Below are 19,284 nucleotides of genomic sequence, written 5' to 3' on the forward strand. Positions count from 1 at the left end.
ATGGGACATAAAAAGACAAAAAAAATGGTATATTTGGCATTATTAAGTGCCATTGCAATTGTTTTACATATGATTGAAGGTTCAATTCCATTACCTTTACCACCAGGTGTAAAATTAGGGTTAGCTAATATTATTTCAATGGTTGTGATTGAAATGTATGGAGCTAAAGAAATGTTTATTGTGAATTTTTTTAGAGTCATGATTGGCTCTTTATTGAGTGGAACGTTTTTATGGAATCCATTCTATATGAGTTGTGGAGGAGTTCTATTAAGTAGTATTGTTTTAGCACTAATTAAAAGATGGACAACCCTTCCGATTGTTTCTTGTTCAATTATTGCAGCTGTTTTTCATAATATTGGACAAATTATTGTGATTTCATTGATTATATCATCAATGGCTGTTGCACCTTATATCTTTGTTATGCTAGCTTCTTCTATTCCTACAGGAATATTTGTAGGGTTTGTAGCTATTGAAATTTTAAAACGCTTAAAGAAGGAACAGTTTCAATAAGAGACTATAAGTCATTTTAGAATTGTAAAAAAGCCTCTCTTGATTTTATATTTAGCCTAATAGATAAGTATAAAATCAAGAGAGGCAGTTTAATGAAAAAGACAAAGAGTCTATTACACACATTATATAGATGTAAATATCATATTATAACAGTTTTAAAGTATAGAAGATTAATCATATAAATAGATCAAAACATGTGAAAAGTCAGTATAGATTATATAGCATTTATTAAATAACTTTTCATTATTTTTTTGTTTTCTTATAAAATTTATATCCAAAATAACATAGTAGAAATAGTGATATAAAACTATCAAACAAATAAGCAATCCAATTTTGTGAACGATTGAACATGGCAACAATTACAGAACTAAAAATAACGATTCCAGTAAAAATTCCCCATCCATAATAAAACCAACTATCAATAAAATAAGTTAATGCTACAAACAAAATACAAAGTGATAATAATGCAGGAATTCCCATAAAAGAAAAATGGTAATAACTAAAACTTTCAAACATTGCGAGCGTACCTAAAATACATATTGCTAATCTATTCATCTTAGGACTTTTCATGATTTCCTCCTTTTTAGTAATGCTATGGTATCATCTTTTGATAATATTTTATCATGAATATAAGTATTAGTAAATTCCAAACAATGTTTGGGTAGTCATAAATATTTAAATTGAAATGTAAATTCTGTTAAGTTTGAAAGTTTTTTATTTTATGTTTTTTAGAATAATAATGGATAGATACTATATTATTTAATCTAGATGTTAAAGAAGTTGTTTAAATCATTTAGCAATAGATGGGGAGAGATATTGCTAATGAATTTTTAATACAGTTTCAAAACGATATGTTAAATATACCTATTGTTTGTCCTAATGTTAAAGAAACAACTGTTAACTTAGGTGGATTAGCAGTAGGATTTTAACAGGATAAAGAGAAGATTCAATAATGCATTCGATTATCAAAACCTATCAACTCACTTTGTCTGATGACAAAAGACAACTTTACTATGAGGGTTGGAAAAAGCAATCGAAGCAACAAGCGTCTTTAAATAAAGAAAGGGGAACCTTTCTTTTTTGTTTTGAGGTTCTATGATACAATGAGGATACAACTTCTTTATATGATGAATATGGGGTGATGAGTATGAAAATTTTAGTAGTTGAAGATGAACAGGCAATTGCTGATTTAATGATAATGAATTTAACAAGATGTGGCTATCAATGTGATTATGCAGAAAATGGGAAAATAGGAGCAGATAAAATTGAAAAAAATCAATATGATTTAATCTTATTAGATATCATGTTGCCACTTATCAATGGATATGAATTAATGGAATATATTGAACCAGAAAATATTCCTGTTATTTTTATAACTGCTAAAGGCAGTGTCAAAGATCGTGTGAAAGGTTTGCATATGGGTGCTGATGATTATTTAGTCAAGCCCTTTTCTATAGATGAGTTGCTTGCAAGGGTAGAAAGTGTTTTAAGACGATATCATAAAGGAATGGAAGAAATTCATATTTTAGATATTGTGATTGATATTAAAAAAAGATGTGTTTATCAAAATAATCAAATAGTTGAATTAACCAATATGGAATACGAACTTTTGCTATTTTTAGTTAGAAATAAGAATATGGCATTATACAGAGATGTTTTATATCAAAAAGTATGGCAGGAAGATATTTATGAACAAACAAGAACATTAGATTTACATATACAAAGGTTGCGTAAAAAGTTAGGCTGGCATGATTTCATTAAAACAGTTTATAAAATTGGCTATATGTTAGAGGTCCCTGATGAAATTCGCTGAGAAAATCATTTGGTCATGTTTACTCACTTTAGCAGTCCTTTTCTCAATTGGATCAGCAGCACTTATCTATCAAAATCATCACAATCTTTTACAAACAACCATTCAGCATAATTTATCTACACATGATATTGAATTGTATTCTTTAGAAACAAGGCTTTTTAAAGATTCGGTAGATTATGGAACGGATTTTGGTGAGAATCAAACCCAATTGATGAATAAAGCAATCTATTATTTAGAACAATTTAGATATACTTCTCAATCGCAAAAAAGTTATGGCTTATCGCTACCAGATAAGAGTATTTTTTACAGTAATATTGATGAACAATATCGTCAATACATATCATCAGATTATGATCAGAAATATTTCATTAAACACAAAGCACATCAATATAAAATGTTAGTGACATCAAAAGTCAATGCTGGAAAATGTATTTATTATTTAACATCCTGTTATGATATGACATCTGTTTATCAAGATAGAGATAGACAGATTGGCAATTTTTTAATCATAAGTGTGATTCTTTTTGGTGTTGCTTATGCAATACTGAAATTCCTTTCATCTTATCTTACACAATCTATTCATAAATTAAATGCTGTGAGTCAACGTATTGCAGCAGGTGATTATAGCGAACGTACTCATATTGTCAGTGAGGATGAAATTGGTGAGTTATCCCGTAGTTTTGATGAGATGGCTGAATTGAATGAAAAAAAGATTCATCAGTTAGAAGAGAGTGTTATTCAAAAAGAAGAATTTATGGGAAGTTTCTCGCATGAAGTCAAAACACCTATGACAGCGATTTTAGGCTTTGCTGATTTATTAAGAACTTGTGATTGTGATGAAGAAACAAGACAAAAAGCAGCCCAATATATTTATACTGAAGGAAAACGATTAGAAAAACTCTCTTATACATTAATGGATTTATTAGCTCTTGGTGATCAGCAAATCAAATTGCAGAGCGTTTCTTTAAAAAAGATAATGAAACAATTAGAGGATTATTATCAGGGAAAATATGTTCATTATATATTAAAGTTTGAAGAGACAAATCAATCGGTATATTCTCAACCAGATCTATTGTTTACATTGCTTAGAAATTTGATTGATAATGCAATGAAAGCCAGTCAGGAAGGTCAGACAATTCTCGTTCAAGCATGTTCAAAAGGAAAGAACGTTGTTATATCAGTAACTGATGAAGGGATTGGGATGAGTGAAGAAGATGTAAAAAAAGCAACGGAAGCTTTTTATATGGCTGATAAGTCACGCTCACGTTCTATGGGTGGAGCAGGATTAGGGCTAACCATTGTCAAACGCATCTGTGATGCACATCAAAGTGAACTTCACTTTCACTCTGTACTGCATCAGGGAACAACGGTTAGTTTTGAATTGGAGGCAGTGAATCATGAATAAGAAGAAATTACGTTTTATTGGAATTTTTATTCTCATTTTATCACTCAGCTTTCCGATGATCATTGTAGGATTACAAGATTTTCGAGATATCAACAAAGAAATGACTTTAGAAAATAGTCAAACAGAAGATATTTTAAAAAAGCATCCTATTATTGAAAGCATCTATCAGCTTTATCAAAATATCCCAGAGAAAAGTGAAGAATATGTGATTAAACGCATAGGTGAATACAGTGAGGATAAACAAGCAAAGTTAAAAGAATTTCAATCTTATTTTAGTGAGGAGATTCAACAATTAATCAATCATAAAGTTTTAAGTCAAGAATTATTGGAAAATTTTGATGATGAATATGTTGCTGATTATGGAACAATTGTGACTTATGAAAATACTTATTATTTAAGACAGGTTTTAAGAATGTGGGAAGAGTCATTTAAATCATTGGATTTTCAAATGGATCCATTAACTCATAAAATTATTGATTTTTCAATGAGTGATGCGAAAGATATTGTTTTTAATGATGAAGAATTAAAAACAATATCATGGCATATGATCAAATATTTAGAATTAGATGATATTGATGATTGGGTATATAATCAATATGGATATGAATCAAATCAAGCTAAATTAAGAATATCTTGTGAATTTCAAAAAAGAGTTGGGACGAACCAATTTCATATATCAGTAGATTTATTAGGAGTGCTTTCACCTTATACATTTAGAAGAATAGTTCAGCAATGAGCTATTTTTTTTACAATTCTGATACATGCGTTGTTTACAATAGATAAGGGTGATAAAAATGAAAAAATTATGTCTTATTTTATTGAGTTTATTTTTAGTAGGCTGTCAAAGTTCAAATCAACAATCTTCAAAAGATGAGAGACAACATGAAAAAGAAAATTTAACTTTAAAAGAATGGAAATATCTTTTTTGGAAAGGAGATACTTCCAAGGATGGTTATTACTTTATAAAAAGTGGAGATGAAGAGTCACATATCAGTTACTATGACTATGCCAGTAAAAAAGAACTTTATTTATGTAATAAGCCAGAATGTCAGCATAAAGATGAGACATGCACAGCTTATCTTTATGGTCCTGCGATGATGGGTGAGTTGTTTACTTATGGTGATCATTTATACAGAATTGAAACAATCAGCTTTTCTATGAATGCATTAGGAGAAAGAGAAGCAAAAGGACCAGGCATTATTCAAATGGATTTGGATGGTCAAAATCGTAAAGAATTATATCGCTTAGAAAATGGTTATCAATTTGAACATAGTAGTTTTGTTTTAGCTGATAATAAATTGTATATTCCAATTACAAAGACACAGGATATTGAAGTGAAATCAAATGAAGTTATGCAAGTGACAACCCAAAGTCATCTGTGTTCTATTGATTTAACCAATGGTGAAATGAAGGAAGTTTTTGATATGATGGATAAAGCCATTATAGGAGTAGACAAACGTCAGCTTATCATGCGAACAATGAGTTATAGTGAGAACCCTCAAAAATATCTTGATGAAAAGAATTATCAAAAATATGATCAGTTAATGATGAATGCGAAAGTCAATTATGAAATTTATGATATGGATACAAAAGAGTGTAAAAAAATAGAAGTCAAACAAGATGAAGAAGGCACATATTATCAACATAAAATCTATTATACACAAAAATCAGCATTATATGTTTTAGATTTAGACACTCAGAAAGTTGAAAAAATGATTGATTTACCAAAGCAATCTACATTTTATTTATCAGCAATTATAGATGACTATGTGATTATTGATCAATGGAAAGATAACTATATAGGAAGCTTTAAAATCTCATTAAAAAAACCACAACTTGAAACATTAGAACAATATACAAGAGCACCTAAAGAACCAGTTCAAATCATTGCTCAAACACAAGATCAATTATTGGTCATCTATGATCGTGAAGGAAAAGAAGAAAAGACATGGGCAGGGACAATGCAATATGAAACATCAAAAGAATATATAGGTCTTATTTCTATAAAAGATTTTTTAAATAATCAAAAGAATTATCAAACAATTGAGACATTAACGAAAACGAGGCAGTCATGATGTTAGAGGTCAAAGATTTATCAAAAACATATAAAGATGTACAAGCATTGAATCATGTGCATTTAACTTTAAAAGAAGGTGTTTATGCTTTATTAGGTCCTAATGGTTCTGGAAAATCAACATTAATGAATTTGATTTGTCAACAATTAAAACCAACTACAGGTAAGATATTATGGAATCAACAAGAAATTTCAAAACTAGGTCACGATTATTATAAGATTTTAGGTTATGCTCCCCAATTACAAGGTTTATATGAAGAAATGAGTGGTTTAAGATTTTTAACTTATATGGCACTTCTTAAAGATATTCCTAAAAAAGACATTGATGCTGAAGTTCAAAGGGTTGCCAAACTTGTGAATATGCAAGAACATCTGACAAAGAAATGTCGAGCTTATTCTGGTGGTATGAAACAACGATTATTGGTAGCACAAGCATTACTTGGAAATCCTCAGTTACTTTTGTTTGATGAGCCAACTGCAGGTTTAGATCCTAAAGAACGTGTTTCTTTAAGAAAAGTCTTTGCTAAGTTGTCAAAGCATCACATTTTGTTAATCGCAACTCATGTCGTTTCAGATGTAGAAACGATTGCTGAAGAGATTATTTTTCTAAAAAAAGGGGAAGTGGTGAATATAGGGTGTGTCAATGCACTTTTTGAAGAGTATCATCAATCTTCTTTGGAAGATGTTTATTTGGAATTGTTTGGAGATGATGAAGATGTTTAATCTTATTCGTTATGAATTCATCAAACTTTTTCAAAAACGTAAACTTATTATTTTCTTATTGTTTTTATGTATTATCAATGTAGGTGTTTTTGCTTATGTTCAAAATTTAAATACCAATATTCCTCCTTCAGCTTATCATCAATTACAAAATGATTTACAACAAATCAATAATAATGAAAGATATACATTTATTAAAAATCAATATGAAACTTATCATGCTTATCTCATTATTGAAGAATTAATGAATTTACGTCTTCATGAAAAAGATAATCAATATATGATTGATTCAATATTGACTGATTATCCAAATATTGAAGAAAAATATGGAAAAAGATATCAAGAAAATCATACACCTTATTACACGTCTGATTTAGAAAGTGAGGTTTCGTTTTTTAAAGAAGTTCTTCAAGAATTTCAGCTGTTAAATGATTATCCAGCTTATATTCGCGATATTCAGGAAAAAGCAGAGACGATTTCACAAATTTCTATATTTCAAACATCTGATAGTCTTGAACAGAAAAACATTCAAAAGACAGCACAGGATTATCAAAGTCTTATCAATACACCGATTGTTTATGAGAGTGAAAAAGGAATTTTTACAGCACTTTCTTTTCCTGCTACAAGTTTTTTCATTATGTTATCAATGATGGTATTGGTTTCATCACTGATTTTAGAAGAAAAGGAAAAGAAGCTCTTTTCCATTATCAAAATAACACCACAGGGACAATATCCAACGATGATTGCAAAATGTTTTGTTATGTTTGTAGTGATTGGAATCATAACAAGTCTGATGATATTTGGACAATTTATATATGCATCTATAATTTATGGATTAGGTGATTTATCAAGAAGTGTACAGTCTTTATCACATTATTATCAATGTCCATTTGCAATTGATGTCCAGCAGTTTATTGGATTGTTTATTCTTATCAAATGGTTAGCAGCAAGTCTCATAGGTTTGATAATGTTACTTATTGCGACATTATCAAAGAATAAAGTTCTTGCGGTTATTATGAGTTTTGCAGTCATTATGATTGAATATATTTTATATCTTTTTATTCCTTCCTTAGATTCCTTATATTTACTAAAGTATTTCAATATTATTGCGATTTTACAAACTGATGCCTTTTTTCAGATTTATCGTAATGTTTATCTGTTTGGAAATCTTATGTCTTTACAAATGTTTATATTGGTAGGATTATTGTGCTTGTTAATGTTCTTTGTTCTCATCAATATTCTGGTTTATCATTATAAACGAAATATGGCTTTAGAAATGATAGAATTCCCACATTTTTTCTATCCAAAACATGTATCTTTATCATTATTTTTCCAAGAATGTTATAAAATATTTTCAATTCAAAAAGTCTTCATATTGTGTATTTTATGTATAGGTATTCAATGTTATCAATATCAGCATATCTCTATTTATGTAGATAATGAGGAAAGAACGTATCAACAATATATGCAGAAATTATCAGGTGCTTTAACGAAAGAAAAGGAACAGTGGATTCTGGATGTTCAAAAACATTATCAGGATTTAAATCAGCAATTAGCTGATATTTCTAATAAAAGGCAAGCTGGACTTATCACTCAGATACAAGCGAATATGATGCAAACACAGATAGAAGAACAATTAAGAGGTGAACAAGTTTTTCAAAAAGTTTTAGAACAGTTTCATGATATACAAGTCCATCCACAAAAGCAATTTGTATATCCAACTGCTTATCAACAATATTTTATTGAAACCCATTGGACTTTTATGCCTATTCTTCTTTGTTGTTTATTTGTGATTATAGGACTTTGTCAAGTGACAACTTATGAATATCAAAATCAAATGAATCAAATCACTCAAATGACATCAAAAGGCAATCACAATCTTCTTCGTATCAAATGTTATTTAGCCATTATGATTGGAATTTTATTTTTGCTTATTGTTTCTTTACCTCCACTTTTTTTGATTCACAAGACATATGGATTTTCATCACTATTTGCGCCAGCTTTTTCTCTTGCAGATTTATCCATATTTCCGTCATGGATAAGTGTAGGAATGTTATGTTTAATCAATTTTTTATTAAAAATAGAAGCAATCATTGTCATTGTCATAGGAATGGTGAGTATTGGGGTTAAAGTGAGAAATCATTTATTGACACTTTTTATAAGTTTATGCATTTTCTTATTACCTTTGTTATTTGCCTATGGAGGATATCATTTTTTAGATTCTCTGAGTCTATATCCTTTGTTTTTTAGTGGGCAGTTTGTTTCTACTTATGATGGTTTGTTACAAATATTATTTTCATTTGTAGGATATAGTGTTTTTGCTTTATTTGGATTAAGATATCTTTATAAAAATTATCAAAGATCAGAAGAATTTCATTTGAGATATCCAATCAAAAAAGTTGAGATTATAGATAAAATCAAATCATCAAAATAAAAGAAAGACGGATGAGATTTTCTCATCCGTTATGCTATGATATGTAATATATCTTCTTCGTTTTTGATAGAAAATAAACAATGAGTTAATGTATCTAACTGTTTATTATCACTTCTTTCAATCTTATTGATGACTTCATCAGATAAAACACCTAATTTGACTTGAAGTAAATTCATTAATAATTCTTTTTTCTCTTTCTTGGCACCATCTTCTCTTGCTTTATTAAGTGCCATGGTTACGCTTGTACACATATCAACTTCCTTGCCTTCTTCTATCCTTTTGATATCTTCATTAAATAAAACACCCAATTTAGATTGAAGTAAATGCATTAATAATTCTTTTTTCTCTTCCTTAGCTCCATCTTCTCTTGCCTTATTAAGTGCCATTGTTACACTTGTACACATATCAATCTCCTCACTTTCTTCTTGTTTGATGGTCTTTAAGATTTCTTCTTCACCAATAATGGTTGCGACAACTATAGCTGCTTCTTTTGACATAGTCAGACTTCCTAAATGACTGATATCTCCATTCCAATGATAGAATTGACTGACTGCATTGACAACATTCTGATTGTCCTGACAGTGAAGTTTTTCTAGCATCTGTGTATCCTTGATATCATATACATTCAAGTTCCAGTTATTGATCTTATCTCTGATACTTTCTGGTATATGCATCATATCAATTAGCATTCTTGGCTGTCTCCACCATCTTTGACCTGTATACAATACAAAAGTAATGACAGGTATTGGATGAAAGAATCTCTTTTCTGTTTTCTCCAGTTGATTGTACTGCTGATTGTAATTGATTGCATCATACATCAGGACACGAAAGGGCATGGAATAGTCAATTGTCTGTTGATGTTCAATCGCAATCAGGACATCCAGATCATCAATTCTTGCCAGCATGATACACTCTCTGCGCCTGCCAATAGAAGCAATCTTTTCTTCCTGATAGAAAACAGTAGAGCTGTCACTGTCATAGGCATATAGATGGCTAGGCAGGATAACCTGTCTGCCATCAAAAAGAAACAGATTGACAAAATCAGCAAAGCGAGATTTGTCTTTGAGGAAATCAGCCATGACATCAGCAGGTTTCGTTTGTAATTGTAAAGTCATGATAAACACACCTCCTTTTTATAGTTGAAAAGGTTTTAAATAACTGAGGTATGTCTATAAGGATATTCTACAATATTTGCTATAAGAAAACAATATCTTCTTATGAAAATATCCCTATACTTATATATACGCAAAAAAATTCGATTTTTCTTCTTTTTTTTGAAAAAAGTTTAAAAAGTTATAAATTCTGACATTTTGTCAAACAATCGAGAAAAAAAGATCTGATATAAAGAGGGTGTTGGCTGATTATTGAGAATCAAAGAAAAATTGATATAAATATCAGGAATAGATTTTCATCAAAAATAAAATTGTGTATAATAAAAGTATAAAGTAAAGGAGGAATTATATGGCATTAAGTAAAGATTTTTTATGGGGTGGCGCTTTAGCTGCTCATCAGTTTGAAGGTGGTGTCTTGAATACTTCTAAAGGATTAAGTGTTGCTGATGTGATGACTGCTGGGGCTCATGGTGTCCCACGTGTGATTACTGATGGTGTTGTTGAGGGAAACTATTATCCAAATCATATTGGTATTGATTTTTATGGACATTATAAAGAAGATATCGCAATGTTTGCAGATATGGGCTTTAAATGTTTTAGAACATCAATTGCCTGGACACGTATTTTCCCTAATGGTGATGAAGACCAGCCAAATGAAGAAGGATTGAAGTTCTATGATGATGTCTTTGATGAATTATTGAAATATGGAATTGAACCTGTTATTACTTTATCACATTTTGAAATGCCTTATCATCTGGCTAAAGAATATGGTGGATTTATGAATCGAAAGACAGTTGATTTCTTTGTGAAGTTTGCTGAGGTATGCTTTAGAAGATATAAAGATAAAGTGAAATATTGGATGACATTTAATGAAATCAATAATCAAATGAACTTCAAAAATGATATTTTTGGCTGGACAAATAGTGGAGCACATTTTGGAGACTATGAGAATCCAGAAGAAGCGATGTATATATGTGGACATCATACATTATTAGCCAGTGCAAAAGCAGTGAAGATTGGTAAAGAAATCAATCCTGATTTTTTAATTGGAAATATGATAGCAATGGTACCAATCTATCCATTTAGTTGTAGACCTGCTGATATGGTTTTATCAAATCAAATGATGCATGATCGCTGGTTCTTCTGTGATGTGCAATGTCGTGGACACTATCCAGCATATGCATTAAAGATGTTTGAAAGAAAAGGATTCAATATTGATATTACTGAAGAAGACAAGAAAGTCTTAGCTGAAGGAACCGTGGACTACATAGGATTCTCTTATTATATGACAAACACAGTTGATTCTACAGCTCATAAGGATGTTTCAAAAGCAACTGATGGATCTAGTGAACATTCTGTTAAAAACCCATTTATTAAAGAATCAGACTGGGGTTGGGCAATTGATCCTGAAGGTTTAAGATATGCTTTAAATATCTTCTATGAAAGATATGAAAAACCATTATTCATCGTAGAAAATGGATTTGGAGCTATTGATCAAAAAGAAGCAGACGGAACATGTCATGATCCATATCGTATTGATTATTTAAGAGCCCACATTCAGGAAATGAAGAAAGCAGTTGAAGAAGATGGGGTAGACTTAATGGGATATACACCATGGGGATGTATTGACTGTGTATCATTTACAACAGGAGAAATGAAGAAACGTTATGGCTTCATCTATGTAGATAGAGATAATGAAGGAAATGGAACATTAGAAAGAAGCAAGAAAGATTCATATGACTGGTATAAAAAAGTCATTGCATCTAATGGTGAAGATTTATAAAAAATTAAGAATAATTTATTGCAAGAATATTGCAGTGAGTTATTCTTTTTTTTATTACATTGTTATGGTATATATAAAAGAGAAACTTAAAAACTGATAACAGAACAAAAGATATGCTTATTTTCACTAAAAAAGAATGAAAGAAATGACTTTCATTGTTATAATAAAAAAGAGATGTCAGAAAATAGAGGTGATTATCACAATGAATAATAGAATCATATCAATTATTAAAGACTTATGTGAAATAGAAAAAAATATAACGATTGAAGATTTGGCTCAAAAATATACAGTATCCCAAAGAACAATCCGTAATGATTTATCAACAATTAATGATATGTTAAAAGAAAACGAATTAGACGAAATAGAATTAATTGCAGGTGGCAGTATTCAAAGAAAACAAAGCTTTACAAATATGAATTATTTTTTAACAGAACAGGATCTCTATTCTTATAAGCTTTCTAAAGAAGAAAGAATTGCGGTTGCTTCAGTATTGCTTATTAACAGTTCTAAGTATATTACTTTATCAACGATTGCAGATAATTTATTTGTCAGTCGAGCAACAATTATTAATGATCTTGATGAAATTAAAAATTATATTCATTGCTTTGGATTAGAAGTGACATCACATCCTAATAAAGGGTTGCGTGTAGAAGGAAAAGAAAGTGATAAAAGACTTTTTTTAATGCGTTTAGCGAATTCTAAAAAAGAGAATACGATGGTTTCACGACATATTAGTATTCAAGCTGGCAATAGAATTACCATTCAAAAAGTATTAAGTGAGCAGGAACATTTACATAAAAGTTATCTGACTGATGAGTCATTTCAAAAGATTATTCTTTATTTAGGGATTATGGTTAATCGTAATTTAATGGGAGAATATCTAGAAGATTGTGAAATGAAAAATAATGATTATTATCTCATGGCACAAGATATTTTAAGATATGTTTCACAATATTGTCATATCAATACAACAGAAAATGAAATCCAATTTTTAAGTGAACTTTTAACAGATTCACAATATATGAAACAAGTGGCAAAAGAAAATAGAATTATCAAAATACAATTAATTACAAGACAATTTATAGAACGCATTTCTTATGATTTAGGAATCAATTTAAATGATGATTATGATTTCTTTGAAAATTTATCTAATCATTTAGAATCTGTTTTAAAACCAACACCTCCTGATTATCCAGAAAGTTCAATTATTGATGAAGTATTAGAAGAAAATCAGGATGTTTTAGAAGCTGTTAATCAAAATTTATCAATCATTAAACAATATGTGAGTAGAGATATACATAAGATTGAAATCGGATATATTGCAGTTCATATTTGTGCAGCACTAGAAAGGAAAAAGAATAAGGAAGTTGCTTTCCATGTGATTGTTGCTTGTCATGCAGGGATAGGAACATCACAATTGCTGATAGAAAAATTAAAGAAGCATTTTAACTTTCAGATAATTGATGTTATTTCAGCTCATGAAGCTGAAAATGTGGATCCCCAAAATGTTGATGTGATTATCTCAACTGTTCCACTTTTACATTGTCAAGTGGACTATGTAATTGTTTCACCATTATTGAATGATGAAGATTATATTCGGGTTGGAAATAAAATTGATGCTTTACGAAATAGTCGCCATTTACCATCACGAATTGGGGAAACAGAGTTATCAGCGAAAGGATTGCTGGATCAACTCAATCCAATCGTTTATGAACTTGCTCCCAAGAATCATCCTGAATTAATGAAAGCCATAAGAAAAGTGGTGAGAGATTATTTTCATCAGCCAGTTGAGGCAGATGCTGAAATTTTTTCTCCCTACTTACATCATTTATTGCCTGCGACTCATATTCAACTTGATGTTGAATGTGAAACTTGGCAAGAAGCAGTTCGTCTGTCAGCATTGCCACTATTAGAATATGGTTATATTGAAGAACGTTATATTGATGCAATGATACATAATATTGAAGAAAATGGTCCTTATGTTGTATTATCAGAAGGTTTTGCTGTTCCTCATGAAGGATTAGAACAAGGAAGTGTTCAGGTCGGAATGAATTTAATCCGCTTGAAACATCCTGTAAACTTTGGTTCAGAAGATTTTGATCCAGTTGAATTTGTGTGTTGTTTAAGTGCTATTGATCATAAAATGCATCTTAAAGCTTTTTTCAATTTAGTGAATATGTTGAAGCATCAGGAGTTTAAGGAAGCATTGAGAGTTTCTCAAACACCACAAGAAGCGGCAGCTATTATTGAAAAATATGAATATTCATTGATTTAAAGGAGATGGTTGAATTATTTTCACAACAATGTGAAATGCTTTCAACCATTTTATTTTTTTGCAAAATATTTGAAATATCTTTGACTGTTTTTCTTTATAAAGGAATGATACGATATGTATGTAAAGAAAAACACTAGTGAAAATCTTTAAGTTTTGAAAGGAGGAAAAGATATGATTTGGGAAGAACTTGATAAAGCAATTATCTTTAATGACATTGATGTTAAAGATTGGAAAGATGTCATGAATCAGGTAGGTGGGACATTGATTCAGGAAAATTATGCAAAAGAGAGTTATGTTGATGCATTAATTGCCAGAGAAACAGAATTTCCGACTGGTTTAGATGTGAATGGAATTGGGGTTGCTATTCCACATACAGATGTTAGTCATGTGAAAAAGCCAGGTATTGCGATTGCCGTTTTAAAAAAGCCAGTTGATTTTGTTCAAATGGGATCAGATGATGACATTGTGAAAGTACAATTGATTTTTATGTTAGCGGTGGTTGATCCGAGTGCTCATTTAGAGAGATTACAAAGAATTTTAGCGATTATTCAAGATACTGCCGTGTTAAATGAATTATTAAGTGTTCATGAAAAAGAAGATATTATAGAAATTATTAAAAAGAAGGAGAACGAACTATGAAAAAAAAGATTATTGTTGCTTGTGGAGGTGCCGTTGCAACTTCAACAATTGCTGCAAATAAAGTTGTTGAATTATGTAAAGAAAATGGTATTGATGTTGAGATTTGTCAAATTAGAATTTCAGAAATTGCTTCTAATTTACCAGCTGATTTAATTATCACAACATCAAAAGTGAAAAAAGATTATGGAGTGCCATTGATTACAGGGATGCCATTTATTTCAGGTGTGAATGTAGAAAAAACAGAGCAAGCTATCTTAGATGTTTTAAAATCAGTATAGAGAGAGGGGATTATACATGTTAGGAATATTTGGTGATGCAATTAACTATATCATCGATATGGGAGCATCTGTTATGCTGCCAATTGTGATTGCAGTTATTAGTATATGTTTAGGGATAAAGGTTGGGAAAGCGATTCGTGCTGGACTGATGATTGGGGTTGGATTTGTTGGATTAAGTTTAATTGTTGACATGATGAATGCACAGTTGGGACCAGCGGCACAAGCCATGTCACAAAGATTTGGATTAACATTAAGTGTTGTTGATATAGGATGGCCAGGAGCTTCTCCAATGACTTGGGCTTCAAATATTGCAACAGTGGCTATACCTATTGCGATTTTAGTAAATGTGATTATGTTGTTATTAAAATGGACAAAGACAGTGAATATTGATATATGGAATATTTGGCATATGACTTTTACAGGAGCCATTGCTTATGCAGTTACAGGTCAATTTTGGATTGGAATTGTTGGGGTTATTGTTCATGCGATGATTGCTTATAAGCTTGGTGATTTATGGGCACCTTTAATGCAGGATTATTTTGAATTAGATGGTTTAACAGTACCTCATGGAACAGCAGCATATATGGGACCAATTGCTTGTGTTGTTGATGCTATTATTGAAAAAATTCCAGGGTTAAGAGATATTGATTTAACGGCTGATACTTTGCAGGATAAAGTTGGTGTTTTTGCTGAACCGATTGTCATTGGTGGAATTTTAGGAGCAGGAATTGGTTTCTTAGCAGGGTATGATGTGCAAACAGCTTTACCTTTAGGCATTAAGATGTCTGCTGTTATGGTTTTAATGCCAAAGATTGTTAAATGTATTATGGATGGTTTATTGCCTTTAACAGAACGTGCTAAAGTTTTATTAACAAAACATTTTGGAAATTCTGAATTCTTTATTGGAATGGATCCAGCTGTTTTATTAGGAGATCCACAAGTTGTCACTGTTGGTTTATTATTTATTCCATTAACATTATTAATTGCTGTATTGGTACCAGGCAATAGAGTCTTGCCATTTGGTGATTTAGCAACAATCGGATTCTTTATTGCCATTGCGGTTGCAGTCCATAAGGGGAATTTGTTTAGATCATTAATTTCTGGCACAGCCATTATGACGATGACAATTTGGATTGCTAACCAGACGATTCCATGGTTAACTGCATTAGCACAATCAACTGGTTCTACAAGTGGTTCTAATTTAGTGGCTGCACTAGATCAAGGTGGAAGTCCAATTACTTACATTTTTACTCAAGCATTTACATTAGAAAATATCACTGGTTTAGTGGTCATTGCAGTGATTTATGCTATATGCTGGTTATTTACAATACGTTGTTCAAAGAAAAGAGCACAAGAATTAGAAAATCAATAGGGGGATAAGAAAATGAAAGCAGGAGTTGTACACGCAAAAGAAGATATACGTTATGAAGATATCGCTACACCAGAACCTCAAGCAGGGGAAGTCTTAATTCAAGTTAAATATACAGGAATATGTGGTTCTGATATTCCTCGTGTGAATGAAGGGGCATGTCATGATTTTCCAATTGTTTTAGGGCATGAATTTTCAGGAGTCATTGCTAAAGTTGGTGAAAATGTAACATCTTTAAAAGTGGGGGATAGAGTTGCAGGTGTTCCACTTGTGCCATGCATGGAATGTGAAGACTGCCAAAAAGGAAACTACTCACTTTGTAAACATTATAGCTTTATTGGCTCAAGACAAAATGGAAGTTTTGCCCAATATGTTGTTGTGCCAGAAAAGAATGCAGTCAAATTTGATAAAGAAGTGACTTTTGAACAGGGGGCTTTCTTTGAACCTGCTACTGTTGCATTGCATGGGGTACAAAGAGTCAATTATAGGGGCGGTAAAACGGTTGCTATTCTTGGTGGTGGCACAATTGGAATGTTTGTTATGCAATGGGCTAAAATATTTGGGGCAAAAGATGTTATTGTTTTCGATATTTCTGATGAACGATTAAAGTTAGGGACACGTTTGGGGGCAACTGGTGGTATCAATACATTACAGCAGGATTATATGGAACAGGCCATGGCATTAACTGATGGTAGAGGGTATGATTATGTTTTTGAAACTGCTGGCAATACAATCACAATGAAAATGGCTTTTGAACTTGCAGCAAATAAAGCAGAAGTATGCTTTGTTGGAACACCAACCAAAGAATTATCATTCTCAGTTAAAGAATGGGAAAATATGAATCGAAAAGAGTTTGTTTTGACTGGCTCATGGATGTCTTATAGTGCTCCATTTCCAGGAGTAGAATGGGAAATGGTTGCTCATTATTTTAAAACAGGGGCATTACAATTTGATGATTCATTTGTTTTTGAAAAATTACCTTTAAGTCAAATTGCTGAAGCATTTAAGAAATTCAAGACACCTGGATTAGTAAAAGGTAAAATTTTAATTGATAGTGAAAAATAGGAGAAGCTTATGATTACAACAGTGACACTTAACGCATCGATTGATAAAGCTTATTATATGGAAAAGGCCATTAAAAATGGTGAAGTGATGAGAGTTTCTCGATGTCGAAATTCAGCAGGTGGTAAAGGTTTAAATGTTGCTCGTGTCGTTCAATTATGTCATGAAGAAGTCTTGGCGACAGGATTAGTAGGTGGATATAATGGGCAATATCTAGAATCGTTATTAAAAGCAGAAGGTATATCATTTGAATTTGGACATGTTTTAGGAGAAACGAGAAGCTGCATTAATATTCTTGATCCTCAATATGGTTCAACTGAATATCTAGAACCAGGTTGTTGTGTGACAAAAGATGAGGAGAAAGAATATATCAAATTGTTTCAGGAGATTGTTAAAAAAAGTGATATTGTCACTCTTTCAGGCAGTGTACCACAAGGATTATCAGCTGACATTTATCAAAAGATGATTGAAATCGTTAAAAATGAAAATAAAGAAGTAATTTTAGATACGAGTGGGGTTTATTTAAAAGAAGGTTTATTAGCCAAACCAACAATGGTTAAACCTAATAAAGAAGAGATGGAAATGTTATTTGACACGGAGATCAATACGATTGAAGAAGTCATTCATTATGCACAAAAAATTGCTCAAATGGGTATTCAATATGTTGTTGTTTCATTAGGTGCAGATGGGGCCATCTTAGTTATGGAAAATCAGGTTTTACATGCCAGACCACCAGTTATTCAGCCCGTTAATACAGTAGGTTGTGGTGATTCGATGGTTGCAGCATTTGCAGTTGCATTACAAAGAAAATATCCACCTAAAGAGGCATTAACATTTAGTGTCGCTGTTGCGACAGCAAATGCACTCTCACCAGAAACTGGAAGTTTTGAAATGCAACAATGTGAATCTATTTTCAATCAAGTGAAAATCAAAGAAATAGAAGAGGGGGAATATATATGTCATTAGTGACAACAAAACAATTATTATTAGATGCTCAAAAGGGTGGTTATGCAATAGGAGCATTTAATGTAGAAAATATGGAAATGGTACAGGCGGTTGTAGCGGCTGCTGAAGAATTAAAGTCACCAGTTATTTTACAGACAACACCATCAACTGTTAAGTATGCAGATTTAGATTACTTTTATGCAAATGTGAAAACAGCTGCTCAAAAAGCAAATGTTCCAGTTGTTATGCATTTAGATCATGGCAATAGTTTTGAATTAGCTATGCAGGCATTAAGAAGTGGCTATACATCAATTATGATTGATGGATCACATGAAACATTTGAAGAGAATATAAAAGTGAGTAAAGCAGTTGTAGATGCTTGTCACCCATCAGGCGTTTGTGTTGAAGCCGAACTTGGAAAAGTGGGTGGAAAAGAAGATGATTTAGATGGCGGAGATAATAACCCATATACAGATCCTCAAGAAGCAGCTAAATTTGTTAAGGAAACGGGTGTTGATTCATTAGCCGTTGCGATTGGAACAGCTCATGGTGTTTATAAAGGAGTTCCTAAGGTTGATGTTGAAAGATTAAGTGAAATTAAAAAAGTTGTTTCTATTCCACTTGTTTTGCATGGAACATCAGGAGTGCCTGATGAAGTTGTGAAAGAATGTATTCAACGTGGTATTTGTAAAGTGAATTATGCCACAGATTTACGTATTGCATTCTCTAAAGGCGTCAATGAAATTTTACATTCAGCACCAGATACAATTGATCCTAAAAAGTATAATGCTCAAGGACGTGAAGAAGTTAAGAAATATGTTATGAATAAGATTAAGGTTTGTGGTAGTGAAGGAAAGGCCTAAAA

The 19,284-nt window shown here is 31.4% G+C and carries 18 protein-coding genes; 16 read left to right on the forward strand and 2 right to left on the reverse strand.

Annotated elements, in window-relative coordinates:
- Positions 1–510, forward strand: a complete 510-nt coding sequence (locus tag BN1865_RS15110) for a Gx transporter family protein (protein ID WP_050638092.1) — start codon at positions 1–3, stop codon at positions 508–510.
- A gap of 243 nt (positions 511–753) precedes the next feature.
- Here BN1865_RS15110 and BN1865_RS15115 read toward each other — a convergent pair whose 3' ends face one another.
- Entirely contained in the window at positions 754–1,080 is a 327-nt protein-coding gene (locus BN1865_RS15115) for a hypothetical protein (RefSeq protein ID WP_050638093.1), read from the reverse strand.
- A gap of 233 nt (positions 1,081–1,313) precedes the next feature.
- Between BN1865_RS15115 and BN1865_RS18995 the strand changes: the two genes are divergently transcribed.
- The 7 genes from BN1865_RS18995 (at position 1,314) to BN1865_RS15145 (ending at position 8,956) form a co-directional block, all read left to right on the forward strand.
- The gene (locus tag BN1865_RS18995) at positions 1,314–1,439 is read left to right on the forward strand and encodes a hypothetical protein (RefSeq protein WP_255351771.1); all 126 of its coding nucleotides are present in this window, start codon (positions 1,314–1,316) and stop codon (positions 1,437–1,439) included.
- Positions 1,440–1,657: 218 nt separating this feature from the next.
- Entirely contained in the window at positions 1,658–2,323 is a 666-nt protein-coding gene (locus BN1865_RS15120; RefSeq protein ID WP_050638094.1) for a response regulator transcription factor, read from the forward strand.
- A complete protein-coding gene (locus BN1865_RS15125) occupies positions 2,310–3,728 on the forward strand; it encodes a sensor histidine kinase (RefSeq protein ID WP_050638095.1) in 1,419 nt (472 codons plus the stop codon). The genes BN1865_RS15120 and BN1865_RS15125 overlap by 14 nt, the downstream gene beginning before the upstream one ends.
- A complete protein-coding gene (locus BN1865_RS15130; RefSeq protein WP_050638096.1) occupies positions 3,721–4,464 on the forward strand; it encodes a hypothetical protein in 744 nt (247 codons plus the stop codon). Before BN1865_RS15125 ends, BN1865_RS15130 begins: the two co-directional genes overlap by 8 nt.
- A gap of 58 nt (positions 4,465–4,522) precedes the next feature.
- Positions 4,523–5,803, forward strand: a complete 1,281-nt coding sequence (locus BN1865_RS15135; protein ID WP_050638097.1) for a hypothetical protein — start codon at positions 4,523–4,525, stop codon at positions 5,801–5,803.
- Positions 5,803–6,525 (forward strand): ABC transporter ATP-binding protein, encoded by a 723-nt coding sequence (locus tag BN1865_RS15140; RefSeq protein WP_050638098.1) that lies wholly within the window; start codon positions 5,803–5,805, stop codon positions 6,523–6,525. The genes BN1865_RS15135 and BN1865_RS15140 overlap by 1 nt, the downstream gene beginning before the upstream one ends.
- Positions 6,518–8,956: an ABC transporter permease gene (locus BN1865_RS15145; RefSeq protein WP_157844141.1), complete on the forward strand. Its 2,439-nt coding sequence runs from the start codon at positions 6,518–6,520 to the stop codon at positions 8,954–8,956. The genes BN1865_RS15140 and BN1865_RS15145 overlap by 8 nt, the downstream gene beginning before the upstream one ends.
- 29 nt (positions 8,957–8,985) lie before the next feature.
- On the opposite strand, the gene BN1865_RS15150 is transcribed toward BN1865_RS15145, so the two are convergent.
- Positions 8,986–10,071, reverse strand: a complete 1,086-nt coding sequence (locus BN1865_RS15150) for an Rpn family recombination-promoting nuclease/putative transposase (protein WP_050638099.1) — start codon at positions 10,069–10,071, stop codon at positions 8,986–8,988.
- A 346-nt stretch (positions 10,072–10,417) separates the two neighbouring features.
- Between BN1865_RS15150 and BN1865_RS15155 the strand changes: the two genes are divergently transcribed.
- The 8 genes from BN1865_RS15155 to fba all read left to right on the forward strand — a co-directional run bounded on the left by BN1865_RS15155 (position 10,418) and on the right by fba (position 19,282).
- A complete protein-coding gene (locus BN1865_RS15155; RefSeq protein ID WP_050638100.1) occupies positions 10,418–11,851 on the forward strand; it encodes a 6-phospho-beta-glucosidase in 1,434 nt (477 codons plus the stop codon).
- Between the two features lie 202 nt (positions 11,852–12,053).
- Positions 12,054–14,126, forward strand: coding sequence for a BglG family transcription antiterminator (locus BN1865_RS15160; protein WP_050638101.1), 2,073 nt, complete (start codon positions 12,054–12,056; stop codon positions 14,124–14,126).
- A gap of 171 nt (positions 14,127–14,297) precedes the next feature.
- Positions 14,298–14,765: a PTS sugar transporter subunit IIA gene (locus BN1865_RS15165; protein WP_050638102.1), complete on the forward strand. Its 468-nt coding sequence runs from the start codon at positions 14,298–14,300 to the stop codon at positions 14,763–14,765.
- On the forward strand, positions 14,762–15,043 hold the full coding sequence (gene gatB, locus BN1865_RS15170; RefSeq protein ID WP_050638103.1) for a PTS galactitol transporter subunit IIB: 282 nt from the start codon (positions 14,762–14,764) through the stop codon (positions 15,041–15,043). The genes BN1865_RS15165 and gatB overlap by 4 nt, the downstream gene beginning before the upstream one ends.
- A gap of 16 nt (positions 15,044–15,059) precedes the next feature.
- On the forward strand, positions 15,060–16,415 hold the full coding sequence (locus BN1865_RS15175) for a PTS galactitol transporter subunit IIC (RefSeq protein WP_050638104.1): 1,356 nt from the start codon (positions 15,060–15,062) through the stop codon (positions 16,413–16,415).
- Positions 16,416–16,427: 12 nt separating this feature from the next.
- Positions 16,428–17,477, forward strand: coding sequence for a galactitol-1-phosphate 5-dehydrogenase (locus BN1865_RS15180; RefSeq protein WP_050638105.1), 1,050 nt, complete (start codon positions 16,428–16,430; stop codon positions 17,475–17,477).
- 9 nt (positions 17,478–17,486) lie between these two features.
- Complete coding sequence (pfkB, locus tag BN1865_RS15185) at positions 17,487–18,440, forward strand: 1-phosphofructokinase (RefSeq protein WP_050638106.1); 954 nt, start codon at positions 17,487–17,489, stop codon at positions 18,438–18,440.
- Positions 18,431–19,282, forward strand: coding sequence for a class II fructose-1,6-bisphosphate aldolase (gene fba / locus BN1865_RS15190; protein ID WP_050638107.1), 852 nt, complete (start codon positions 18,431–18,433; stop codon positions 19,280–19,282). The genes pfkB and fba overlap by 10 nt, the downstream gene beginning before the upstream one ends.
- Positions 19,283–19,284: the final 2 nt, after the last annotated feature.

This window comes from Candidatus Stoquefichus sp. SB1, assembly GCF_001244545.1.
Classification (GTDB): domain Bacteria; phylum Bacillota_I; class Bacilli_A; order Erysipelotrichales; family Coprobacillaceae; genus Stoquefichus.

Coding starts and splice junctions, on each gene's coding strand:
- BN1865_RS15160 (WP_050638101.1), top strand. CDS start 12,054: ATGAATAATAGAATCATATCAATTATTAAAGACTTATGTGAAATAGAA.
- BN1865_RS15155 (WP_050638100.1), top strand. CDS start 10,418: ATGGCATTAAGTAAAGATTTTTTATGGGGTGGCGCTTTAGCTGCTCAT.
- BN1865_RS15110 (WP_050638092.1), top strand. CDS start 1: ATGGGACATAAAAAGACAAAAAAAATGGTATATTTGGCATTATTAAGT.
- BN1865_RS15130 (WP_050638096.1), top strand. CDS start 3,721: ATGAATAAGAAGAAATTACGTTTTATTGGAATTTTTATTCTCATTTTA.
- BN1865_RS15135 (WP_050638097.1), top strand. CDS start 4,523: ATGAAAAAATTATGTCTTATTTTATTGAGTTTATTTTTAGTAGGCTGT.
- BN1865_RS15165 (WP_050638102.1), top strand. CDS start 14,298: ATGATTTGGGAAGAACTTGATAAAGCAATTATCTTTAATGACATTGAT.
- BN1865_RS15125 (WP_050638095.1), top strand. CDS start 2,310: ATGAAATTCGCTGAGAAAATCATTTGGTCATGTTTACTCACTTTAGCA.
- BN1865_RS15120 (WP_050638094.1), top strand. CDS start 1,658: ATGAAAATTTTAGTAGTTGAAGATGAACAGGCAATTGCTGATTTAATG.
- BN1865_RS15180 (WP_050638105.1), top strand. CDS start 16,428: ATGAAAGCAGGAGTTGTACACGCAAAAGAAGATATACGTTATGAAGAT.
- BN1865_RS15140 (WP_050638098.1), top strand. CDS start 5,803: ATGTTAGAGGTCAAAGATTTATCAAAAACATATAAAGATGTACAAGCA.
- BN1865_RS15145 (WP_157844141.1), top strand. CDS start 6,518: ATGTTTAATCTTATTCGTTATGAATTCATCAAACTTTTTCAAAAACGT.
- gatB (WP_050638103.1), top strand. CDS start 14,762: ATGAAAAAAAAGATTATTGTTGCTTGTGGAGGTGCCGTTGCAACTTCA.
- pfkB (WP_050638106.1), top strand. CDS start 17,487: ATGATTACAACAGTGACACTTAACGCATCGATTGATAAAGCTTATTAT.
- BN1865_RS15175 (WP_050638104.1), top strand. CDS start 15,060: ATGTTAGGAATATTTGGTGATGCAATTAACTATATCATCGATATGGGA.
- BN1865_RS18995 (WP_255351771.1), top strand. CDS start 1,314: ATGGGGAGAGATATTGCTAATGAATTTTTAATACAGTTTCAAAACGAT.
- BN1865_RS15115 (WP_050638093.1), bottom strand. CDS start 1,080: ATGAAAAGTCCTAAGATGAATAGATTAGCAATATGTATTTTAGGTACG.
- fba (WP_050638107.1), top strand. CDS start 18,431: ATGTCATTAGTGACAACAAAACAATTATTATTAGATGCTCAAAAGGGT.
- BN1865_RS15150 (WP_050638099.1), bottom strand. CDS start 10,071: ATGACTTTACAATTACAAACGAAACCTGCTGATGTCATGGCTGATTTC.